Source organism: Fonticella tunisiensis (assembly GCF_004364155.1).
GTDB lineage: Bacteria > Bacillota > Clostridia > Clostridiales > Caloramatoraceae > Fonticella > Fonticella tunisiensis.
The window spans coordinates 67,673-78,931 of sequence record NZ_SOAZ01000013.1; the positions used below are offsets into that span (position 1 = coordinate 67,673).

Consider the following 11,259-nt stretch of genomic DNA (forward strand, 5'->3'; position numbering starts at 1 on the left):
AAGAGCGGCATGGCCGCTCTTTTTATTATACGCTGTTTTACCATATGGCTAATGTTCCATCGGTTCTGGGTTCCGTACCCCCTACTAGCACTCCGTCATCATTTCTCCATATGATTTGTCCTCTTCCAAATTGAGTAAAACCTACGGAATACCTTATGTCATGCCCTAAATCAGCCAGAGCTTGGGCAATGTGTTGAGGTATACCACGTTCCATCTCTACGGTCTTTCCCTTTATCCACTGCCAGCGCGGAGCATCAAGGGCTGACTGGGGATTTAATTTAAAATCAATCGTGTTCATAATAACCTGAACATGCCCCTGTGGCTGCATAAATCCTCCCATCACTCCAAATGGGCCAACCGCTTTGTTATCCTTCGTTAAAAAACCTGGAATTATTGTATGATATGTTCTTTTTCCCGGCTCGAGGCAATTGTCGTGCTCAGGATCTAATGAAAAATTATATCCGCGATTTTGAAGTGCTATGCCAGTTTCCGGTATTACAACGCCTGATCCAAAGCCCATGTAATTGCTTTGAATATACGAAACCATATTTCCTTCTCCATCGGCTGCAGCAAGGTATACTGTTCCTCCTTTATCCGGTTCACCATGGCATGGCATCTCTGCCCTCTCTCCAATAAGCTTTCTCCTTCTCTCTCCATATTCCTCTGAAAGAAGATCCTCAATCTTAACTTTCATTTTGAGTGGATCCGTTATATATTTTTGACCATCTGCAAAGGCTAATTTAATGGCTTCCAGCTGTTTATGATATGTATCGACTGTATCCTTGGAATTAAATTCAAATCCCCTCAATATATTTAAAGCCAAAAGTGCCACAAGGCCCTGACCGTTGGGAGGCAATTCCCATACATCATACCCTCTATAATTTACACTTATAGGCTCAACCCATTCGGGCTTATATCCTTCAAGGTCCTCCTTTCTGATGTATCCTCCTGTTTCCCTTGAAAACCTGTCAATCCTTTCTGCAATTTCCCCTTTATAAAATGCTTCCCCATTGGTTTCTGCTATCATCCCTAACGTTCTTGCATGATCCTTTGATTTCCATACTTCGCCTACCCCTAGAGTTCTTCCATAGGGTGCAAAGGTTTTAAACCAGTATTTAAACTCTTCCATGTTTTTGAACTGGCCATAGACGTTAACCGCTGCCTTCTCCCACAGCTTTGCACATCCCACTGAGACTGGATAACCATTCTCTGCATATTCTATTGCCGGTGATAATACTTCTGTTAAAGGAAGCCTTCCAAATTTCTTCGAAAGCTCTGCCCAAGCTGCGGGAATCCCAGGTACAGTAACAGGAACCCATCCGAACTTAGGAATTTCATCATATCCATCCTTTTTTAGCCTTTCAATTGAAATACCCTTCGGTGCAGGGCCACTTGAGTTCAGTCCATATAATTTATTGTTTACCCATACAATAGCAAAGGCGTCTCCACCTATTCCATTAGAGGTTGGTTCAACAACGGTTAAACATGCCGCTGCTGCAATTGCCGCATCAATTGCATTGCCGCCCTTTTTCAAGATATCCAATCCAGCCTGTGCTGCAAGTGGATGGCTTGTAGCCACCATACCTTTTTTGGCATACATAACATTTCTTCGTGAAGGATATGGATAGCTTGTCACATCAAAATTCATATATAATCCCCCTATCTAATGTCTTTATATTTACCCTTCATATCACTAAATATTTTGAAAATATTATACCAGATATAAAGGTACGTGCACAGGTCAGCCAACAACTTTTTTGTAGAGCCAGATACAAAACTTTTTCAGTCCAGCTTTACCTTTTTAATATCTCATCAATTCTTTTATCTATTGTTTCTACAGGACTAACCTTTGTTCTTAAGCCATATCTGTAATTAGCAGCAGCGGCTTCAATTATAACCGCAATGTTTCGTCCAGGCCTTATGGGAAGGACAATCCTTTTGACCGGAATTCCGAGTATATCTATTGTTTCACTGTCAACTCCCAGCCTGTCGTAATCCTTATCATCCCTCCACTGCTCAAGCTGAACAACTAAGTTAACGGTTTTTTCCTCTGCAACGGAGCTTAGGCCGTAAAGTGCCGAAACATCTATGATTCCCAGCCCTCTAACTTCCATCATACCGGCAGTTATATATGGGCTGGTCCCATATAATATGCCGTCTATTCGTTTGATATCAACAGCGTCATCGGATATAAGTATATGACCCCTTTTTAAAAGCTCCAGTGCCGTTTCACTCTTTCCTATGCCGCTTTCTCCTGTTATAAGTATCCCAACTCCATATACATCCATTAAAACACCGTGCATGGTAGTCTTTTTGGCCAACTCCCTGTCAAAATAGTTTATTAGCTTATTTACCAATCTTGTGGTTATGCAATTGCATTTAAGAACCCATACCTTCTTCTCCCTTGCAAATTTTAAAAGCTCAGGATGGGGATCAAGCCCCCTGGCGATTATTATACATGGAATATCGAATTCAAAAAATTTTTTTAATCTTTCTTTTCTTACATCAGCATCCAGGGTTTCGAGATAACTCCATTCAACCTTTCCAAGTATCTGTATGCGCGAATAGGCAAAATAATCGTAGTAGCCTGCAAACTGAAGCCCTGGCCTGCTTATATCGTTAACATCAATCTCCGTATTAGCTTTTCCCTCAACTACTATATCAAGCTTTAAATCCCTTGCCAGCTTTTCCATAGTTAATCCCATAACAAAACCTCACTTTATAATATTAAATAATTTGTATTCTCTTAAATTTTATCATCATACTTTTAAATTATCTACACCACTATTTTCATTTAAAACCATATATAAAAAATCTTTCGTCTGAATTTTGTTAAACTCCCCAAAAAATGATATATTATTTATATAAACAATCCAGTTTTTTAAGGAGGACTTAAAATGTTTAATTTCATTAAAGTTGCCGCTGCATGCCCTGAAATCAAAGTAGCAGATGTTGAGTACAACACTTCAAGCATTATAGACTGTATGAAGAAAGCACACGATGAAGGCGCAAAACTTGTTGTGTTTCCCGAGCTTTCGATAACAGGATATACCTGTGGGGACCTTTTCTTCCAGCAGCCACTTATTGATAAAGGCTATAGAGCTATAATAAATATATTAGAAGCAATCAAAAGACTCGGACTTGAAGATATGGTTGTGGCCGTAGGAAGCCCAATAGTTAAGAATAATATACTATATAACTGCGCAATTATCATCAAGGATGATAAAATTTTAGGGGTAATTCCCAAGAGCTATATTCCAAACTATAGTGAATTCTATGAAAAAAGATGGTTCACAGAAGGGATAAATATAAAGGATGAATATGTTGATATTTTAAACTATAAAAATATACCCTTTGGAGTAGACCTTATATTTTCTCACAACAATATAAAACTTGGATTTGAAATATGTGAGGATTTATGGACTCCAATACCCCCAAGCACATATCTCGCATTGGGAGGGGCAAATATAATTGGAAACCTCTCTGCATCAAACGAGGTTGTTGGAAAGGCTGAATACAGGCGTGAACTTGTCAAATCCCAAAGTGGAAGGTGCGCATCAGCCTACATCTACTCATCATGCGGTGTTTATGAATCCACAACCGACGTGGTTTTCGGAGGACATATGATTATAGGTGAAAATGGAACCATCTTAAAGGAAAATAAAAGATTTCAAAGAAGCAGCGAAATTATGACTGCCATAATTGATATGGACAGAATAAATACTGAAAGGTTTAAAAATACAACATTCAGGGATAACGTAAGGCAACAAAGCATAAACCTCAGAACAATTCCATTTGAGTATAAAAACCTTGAAATTAAGAATTTTGATAGAAAAATAAATCCTCATCCCTTTATTCCTGCAGGAGAGATGGAAAGGCGCGAAAGATGTGAGGAAATACTGAACATTCAGGCAGCTGGACTTATGAAAAGACTCGTTCACACAGGCATTAAAAAGGCTGTTATAGGAATGTCAGGTGGCCTGGACTCTACACTAGCTTTTCTGGTTATATTAAAGGCCTTTGATATACTTGGCCTGCCAAAAGAAAATATAATAGCAATTACAATGCCCGGATTTGGAACAACAAAGAGAACTAGAAGCAACGTTGAGGTTCTCTGTGAGGAAGCCGGTGTTTCCTTCAGGGAGATAAACATCACAGAAGCATGCATCCAGCATTTCAAGGATATAGGTCATTCTCCCGAAATACTGGATGTAACTTATGAAAACGTCCAGGCAAGAGAAAGAACCCAGATACTTATGGACATAGCTAACAAGGAAGGTGCTCTTCTTATCGGTACAGGTGACCTGTCAGAGCTTGCACTTGGATGGTGCACATATAATGGCGATCATATGAGTATGTATGCAGTGAATACATCAATACCAAAAACCCTTGTAAGATATTTGATTAAATATGCTGCAGATGAAGAGTCGTCCAAAAACATTAAAAATGTTCTTTATGATATATTGGACACCCCTGTTTCGCCGGAGCTTTTGCCTTCTGATAAGGAAGGGAATATAACCCAAAAGACTGAGGAAATAGTAGGCCCATACGAGCTTCATGATTTCTTTCTCTATTATTTCATGAGGCAGGGAATATCGAAGGAAAAGATTATATTCCTTGCAGAGAAGGCCTTTGAAGGTAAATACGAAAGAGAAGAGATAATTAGATGGCTTAACATATTCATAAAAAGATTTTTCACCCAGCAATTTAAAAGAAGCTGTCTTCCAGATGGTCCAAAGGTTGGAACCGTAAGCCTCTCACCAAGGGGCGACTGGAGAATGCCGTCGGATGCAAGCTTTAATACGTGGTTATGATATTAAAGACTGCCTGCGTCAGTCTTTAATATCTTTTACTTACAACCCTGGAGCAATACAAGCGAAGATAAAAAAATTTATGAAATGAACATAAAGCGAGCATAACCTTTGCCCCTCCTGCTTTATCCATCCCATGCTCTGGAAAAAGGACAGCTTTCTGCTTAAAGTTTCCTGAGTCATGCCAATATACGAGGCAAGATCCTTTTTACTTATAGATAAGTCAACTACATTTTTATCGCCAGCCATTTCAAGAAGTATATCTGCTACACGCTGTTCAACGCCCTGAAGACCCAGAGATTCTATGAGATTTTCCGCCTTTTCAAGGCGAAGGCTCAGCTCCCTTATTATCTTAAGTGCAATTCCCGGATGGTTCTGTATTATATCATTGACACAGGTCAAATTTAATAAATAAAGACATCCACATTCGAGTAGATGTCTTTATTTATTAAGGATAAACTTTTTAATAACCTCTGCTACAGCATCGTTATCATTATCTTTCTCTGTTATATAGTTTGCAACTTCCTTTACACAATCCTTCGCATTTCTAACTGCAATTCCAAGTCCTGCTTTTTTTATCATTTCCACATCATTTTCATCATTTCCCACTGCTATACATTCATCAAGAGAATACCCATAGTGATTTACCAGAAACTCAAGTGCATTTCCTTTATTTAACCCCTTATTAGTTATTTCTATGCCATTGAATCCAGAACTTACAATTTCTATACCTGGAAGCATTTCCAATCTATCCCTGATACTTTGAAGCAAGTTTAAATCCTCTTCGAAAATTTCTACCTTTGCAACTTTGGGATTGTATTTATCAATATAATATATGGAATCAGGTATGATTCGAATTTCAACTCCAAATTCCTTTGGCATAGTAGAGTTTAATTTATAATAAAAATCAGCTATTATCTTATCAAATCTCTCTGAACAGACAATATCCCCATCATAAAAATGATAATATACATTATTAAAATCGCGTCTCATTATATTGATTATTTCAATCAAAGCATCTCTTTCAAGGGCACCATAATAAAGCTCCCTGCTATTATGATCGTATACTATACTTCCATTTCCTGCTATTACAGGCTGATTCTTAGGCATATCCTTTAAAATAAGTTTTAAAGCTGCCGGTATTCTTCCAGAACATACAACAACCTTAACCCCTGCTTCTGCAGCTTTGTGTACGTACTCTATGTTACCTTTTGTAGGCATGTGCTCTTTATCTAAAAAGGTACCATCCATGTCAATTGCTAGTAATTTATACTTCATGCTTCCACCTCCGCTAAAAGTCATAATACTATGAAATCATAAATTATGCAAGGATTCGACATTGATATTATAAAAAATCAACCATTATAACACATAATATCATAATGGTTGATTTTGATTGTTCTTCGGAGTGCTCCAACCACTCCGTATATATCTTCATCCATGGAACGAGCTTTATACTCATATAAACTTAAACGTTCCTAAAATTCTTATTAGAAACTCCTCAGATGGAGAGTTTATGTCATAAATATGAGTTTTATTCTTTAAAAGTACATAGTAGTGTTTTTCACCTGAGAGCTTATAAATATAATATTTTATGTTATTTATGTAAACACTTTCTTTTACGTAAATGCGATAGTCATATACTTCTTTTATATATTCATTTGGATTTTTGTATTTATGTAGACTCACTATATTTATGTCAGCCTTTAAATCGGGGGCCCCTGATGTTATTGAAAGCTTTTTATCTTTTTCAGTTCCTCCAACTATAATTCTGCATACATCAGGATATCCTACTTCAAAACCTTCATCCAGGTCTCTATATGTAAGCCAACCTTCAGGGGTATCAGGTGGTGAATTTTTAGGATTATAAAAACTATCAATTTTGTTTCCTAAAAGCTTATTTTCCTCCCTTAATCTTTTATTTTCATCTTCAAGACTTAAAACATATTCTTTAAGCTTTTTATTATCCCCTTTTATGGAAAAAACGCTTCTAAATATCAAAAATGATTCTACTGCAATAACCAGCCCAAGAATAACAATTATAATAGTAAATAAACTAACCCTTCTTCCCATCACCCTTATCTGCCCTTTAAAAATTGCTATACATTATTCTATTATATTTCTCACCCTGCTATGTCATCATTTCAAGGACAATTTATGAAATTCTATCTCCATTCACCATCCCGGCAATGATACGAATTTTCAAAAATTCTTGTTTTTCGAATTCCAAGCCTTAGAAATTCTTTACTTAGCATACTTGTAAATGAAATATACTTTTTATCGCAGCGTCTTTTAAAGCCAAAACTTACACGATAAGTTAACTTTCTATTTTTCTTTCCTAAAATACAAGAGGACTAAATGCTGAAATGGTAAATTTTTCTCAATATTCTAGCTCAACATTTATGGGATATTGAAATTCATTTTTACTCCCATAAAGCCTATAGTTTTTATATGTGGTATAATAACAAATATCAGAATTTGTGGAAAAGCTGCCTTCACTTTTCGGTGAAGTGACAATTTACGCTTTCCCTAATGTCGAAAGGAGAAATGTTTATATGGATAGATTGTTGTTTGGAATTTCCGGCCTCCCCATTGGAGATGGAAAGCAAAAGTTCAACTATAAATCAGGAATAACATATTTAAAATCCCTTGGGCTTGATGCAATGGAACTGCCCTTTGTAAGATCCGTAAACGTAACGGATAAAAATAGGGATGAAATACTGAAGGAAAAGCTTGATAATGACTTTTACCTGTCAGCTCACGGATCCTACTTTATAAACCTTAACGCCGATGAATTTGAAAAGCAGGAGAAATCTATTGAAAGAATAATAAAGGGAGGAACTGCCCTTAGAATGGTTGAGGGAAGAAGCCTTGTTTTTCATCCGGGGTTTTATCTTAAGGATTCAGCTGAGGAAACCTATAACACTATAAAGGAAAACCTTATGAAGCTTGCCGATATAGGAATTGATTACAGGCTTGAAACCACGGGAAAGCCGACTCAGTTTGGAAGCTATGAGGAGATTATATCTCTCTGCAGCGAAGTTCCACTTTGCAAACCCTGCATAGATTTTTCACATATACATGCAAGGAAAAACGGTGCATTAAAAACCTATGATGACTTTGCTGCAATATTGAAGCTCATTGAAGAAAGGCTGGGGCGCGAAGCATTAAACGATATGCACATACATCTTTCAGGTATTAACTACGGACCAAAGGGTGAGAAAAATCACCTTCCCTTTGAGGAAAGCGACTTTAACTACAAAGCATGCCTTAAAGCTCTTAAGGACTTTGATGTAAATGGCTGCATAATATGCGAAAGCCCAATACTTGAAAAGGATGCCCTACTTTTAAAGGAAACATATTATAAACTTTAAAAAGTGAGGAATGGTTACTCCATCCCTCACTTTTTTATGCTTTATCTATTCGCTTTAATATAATACCCATAATAAGGGCAACTATCGCCACAAAGGATAAGATCTTAAACAGGAAAAATACATTCATGCTCTGAAGGATAAATCCACCCGCTGCGTTTCCAACAAAACCTCCTATTCCACCAGAAATGGCTGTAAAAACTGTCATGGCTGTAGTCCTCGTTTTAGGCGATGTTATTGTATTTACATACTGAAGAGTTGACATCATATATAACGGAAAGGTAATTCCCTGAAGCAGCTGTACCGCCAGTACAATCTGATAGCTTGTGCTTATTGAGTCTATAAAAAATCTTCCTGCATAAAAGATGGTACTTAAAATAAATACATTTAAAACGCCAAACCTTTCGAGTATTTTGCTTCCAAGGAAAAAGGCAGGCAGCTCGCTCATAGCCACGATAAACCATAATATTCCAAGCTTTGAAACATCTCCTCCTGTCTTCTGTATAAGTATAGCAAGATAGTTACCATTTGCGCCCATTGAAATGTTTATAATCATCGCAGCTGCTACAATCAGAACATATCTTTTGTTACTTACCAGAGAAACAATATCTCTGATGTTAATAGATGCTCCTGTTGATTTAGTATTAAACTTTATACTGTATAAAATCACTATTCCAATAACTGTAAATATAGCATAGGAAATAAAAGTGCTGTTAATTCCGTATACTTTTATTACATTTCCAAGTATAAGAGCAATTATAGCATATCCTATAGAACCCATAAGCCTTATCTTTCCATATTGGAAATTTTTACAGTTTTCAACTATCTCATAGCAGTAGGTATCGCTAACGGAAGTTATCGGGCTCTGCACCATTATAAATAGAATTATTGATAACAGCACAAAATAAAAGCTGGATGCAAACACAAAATTAAAAATAAATAAACCGCTTAAAACTAATACTATAAGGAGCGTAAGCCTTTTATTAAGATATTTATCAGTAATAATGCCCCAAATAGGCTGGCTTATAACCGCGACCAGCGAGTTAACTGCAAACAATATGCCTATTTGAGAATAAGACAACCCTTTTCCTTCAAAATATACAGCAAGAAAAGGGAAATAGCAGGCCGTTGCTCCGAATACTATAAAGTAATAGATGTTAAGTTTTGTTTTTAAAAGCTTGTCCCCCAAGTTATACAACCCCTTACAAATATATTTTTATGTTTTATACTTCATACTTTACAACGTTTAGTTCATTTAACATAGTTCTTAGATATTATATAATACTTAAAAAATATTTAAAAATACGACAAAGGGCATTTATACCCATTTAAAATATATTTGTTAATTAAAGAGCTTTAAAGCTCTTCTGTTTACCCGAAATCAATTTTTATAAAAAAAGCACCCTCAATAAGGGTACTCTTTTTATTCCTTTTGCTTTATTAAAGAATATTTGTGCCGTTGAATATTTCATTCATTTCCATATTCAGCTTATCAATTATCTCCTGACGTTCTTCAGTACTTAAATCGCTTTCATTTATTTCAAACAGATAGTTATCAAGGTTAATATCCTTTACCTTCATTCTTGTGTGAAACACGTTATATTGATAAATATTCATGTCAATGAGGTGATATCTGTCTATCGTTTCCTTTGCAATAAAATCCTGTATTGAGGTTATCTTGTGATCAATAAAATGCTTTTGGCCATCCACATCCCTCGTGAAGCCTCTAACTTTATAGTCTATTGTTATTATGTCAGAATCAAAACTGTCTATAAGATAGTTTAAAGCCTTCAAAGGAGAGATTGTCCCGCAGGTTGCAACATCAATATCAACCCTGAAGGTGCTTATATCTCTCTGCGGATGACTTTCAGGATAGGTGTGGACTGTAACATGGCTCTTATCAAGATGTCCCACAATGTTTTCACGAGTTGGCGTTAAAATCCCCCTATTACAGGATGGATCAAGTACATACAGTGGAACCTCCTCTTCAGATATCAGAAGAGTTACACTGGCTCCCTGAGGATCATAGTCCTGCTTCGCAATGTTTAAAACATTTGCTCCTATTATTTCAGTAACATCAGTTAAGATCTTTGTAAGTCTCTCAGAGTTATACTGTTCGTCAATATACTCGATATACTTTTTTCTGTCCTCTTCAGTTTTTGTGTAGCAAACATCAAAAATATTAAAACTCAAAGATTTTGTTAAATTGTTAAAACCGTATAATTTCAGTTTATTATTAACTATCTTTGCCAACTTCATTCCCCATTTCTATTACAATTTCAAAAAAAATTATATAACTTTTATATTCTATGTCAAGATATAGAGAAGTGGTTTAAATAACTTAATAAATTATTTTCTTCTTAACATACAAAAATATTATACCATACTAAACTTCAGGTATAATAAAATATTTTCAACATAGTTTATAATTCTCTAAGTTTAAAAATAAAATTACCATAATTTAACTCATTGTACTACTCTAAAAAGCCCATTGGAATAAGAGCAGAAAATATCTACAGACCGACGCTGCGATAAAAAATATATTTCATTCACCAGTACGCTTATCAAAGAAGTTCTTAGGCACCGGCTTGGCACAGCCTAAGAAGGTTCATGAACTCGCTCTCGCTCAGACACCACGAGCCCTTCTTAGGCTCTGTTTCACCCTATGTGTCAAAAACTTCTAATTGCTTGCTAAAATGCGACCTACATATATTTTTAGTCTTCGCTCAGTCCATGAGCTAGCACAACGGATTAATTTATACCTTGGAGAATTATATGGATTTCTACTTTTTCTTATTTTTAATTTTATAATTTGAGTTCATTGTAAAATTAAATGCAACAGGTAAAAAAATATAACAACCATAGTGAAAATCATGTATGATATAGGTGTCAAATCCAAACATACAGGAGGTTTTCACTATGGTTGATATAATTAATTCTAACACAACTGTACGTTCTTTTAAACACCTAAATAGCTATGAACGTGGAGAAATTTCTGCATTACTAAAAGAAGGCAAAAGTATTCGCTATATTGCCAGGAAATTAGGACGTAGTCCAAGTACTATCTCCCGCGAAAT

10 protein-coding genes are annotated in these 11,259 nt (G+C 36.0%); 3 read left to right on the top strand and 7 right to left on the bottom strand.

The features are described from left to right. Positions 1–37: 37 nt before the first annotated feature. Together EDD71_RS09035 and hprK are read right to left on the bottom strand one after the other, a co-directional pair. The gene (locus EDD71_RS09035) at positions 38–1,648 is read right to left on the bottom strand and encodes a gamma-glutamyltransferase family protein (RefSeq protein ID WP_133628409.1); all 1,611 of its coding nucleotides are present in this window, start codon (positions 1,646–1,648) and stop codon (positions 38–40) included. A gap of 145 nt (positions 1,649–1,793) precedes the next feature. Beyond that, on the bottom strand, positions 1,794–2,705 hold the full coding sequence (gene hprK / locus EDD71_RS09040) for an HPr(Ser) kinase/phosphatase (protein WP_133628410.1): 912 nt from the start codon (positions 2,703–2,705) through the stop codon (positions 1,794–1,796). 192 nt (positions 2,706–2,897) lie between these two features. Here hprK and EDD71_RS09045 point away from each other — a divergent pair, with 192 nt between their 5' ends. Beyond that, entirely contained in the window at positions 2,898–4,814 is a 1,917-nt protein-coding gene (locus tag EDD71_RS09045; protein ID WP_133628411.1) for an NAD(+) synthase, read from the top strand. A 39-nt stretch (positions 4,815–4,853) separates the two neighbouring features. Here the strand turns inward: EDD71_RS09045 and EDD71_RS09050 are convergent, their stop codons facing one another. The 3 genes from EDD71_RS09050 to EDD71_RS09060 all read right to left on the bottom strand — a co-directional run bounded on the left by EDD71_RS09050 (position 4,854) and on the right by EDD71_RS09060 (position 6,884). After that, the gene (locus EDD71_RS09050; protein WP_133628412.1) at positions 4,854–5,213 is read right to left on the bottom strand and encodes a Crp/Fnr family transcriptional regulator; all 360 of its coding nucleotides are present in this window, start codon (positions 5,211–5,213) and stop codon (positions 4,854–4,856) included. Between the two features lie 39 nt (positions 5,214–5,252). Continuing rightward, complete coding sequence (locus EDD71_RS09055) at positions 5,253–6,089, bottom strand: Cof-type HAD-IIB family hydrolase (RefSeq protein WP_166636421.1); 837 nt, start codon at positions 6,087–6,089, stop codon at positions 5,253–5,255. Positions 6,090–6,269: 180 nt separating this feature from the next. Next, on the bottom strand, positions 6,270–6,884 hold the full coding sequence (locus tag EDD71_RS09060; RefSeq protein WP_133628414.1) for a hypothetical protein: 615 nt from the start codon (positions 6,882–6,884) through the stop codon (positions 6,270–6,272). 482 nt (positions 6,885–7,366) lie between these two features. On the opposite strand from EDD71_RS09060, the gene EDD71_RS09065 reads away from it, so the two are divergent. Beyond that, on the top strand, positions 7,367–8,185 hold the full coding sequence (locus EDD71_RS09065; protein WP_133628415.1) for a TIM barrel protein: 819 nt from the start codon (positions 7,367–7,369) through the stop codon (positions 8,183–8,185). 34 nt (positions 8,186–8,219) lie between these two features. Here EDD71_RS09065 and EDD71_RS09070 read toward each other — a convergent pair whose 3' ends face one another. Both EDD71_RS09070 and speD read right to left on the bottom strand, forming a co-directional pair. Continuing rightward, positions 8,220–9,371: an MFS transporter gene (locus EDD71_RS09070; protein WP_166636422.1), complete on the bottom strand. Its 1,152-nt coding sequence runs from the start codon at positions 9,369–9,371 to the stop codon at positions 8,220–8,222. Between the two features lie 251 nt (positions 9,372–9,622). Next, on the bottom strand, positions 9,623–10,435 hold the full coding sequence (gene speD / locus EDD71_RS09075) for an adenosylmethionine decarboxylase (protein WP_243116431.1): 813 nt from the start codon (positions 10,433–10,435) through the stop codon (positions 9,623–9,625). 666 nt (positions 10,436–11,101) lie between these two features. On the opposite strand from speD, the gene EDD71_RS09080 reads away from it, so the two are divergent. Continuing rightward, positions 11,102–11,259: helix-turn-helix domain-containing protein (locus tag EDD71_RS09080; protein ID WP_133628418.1), on the top strand; the 158-nt coding region annotated here is incomplete at its 3' end.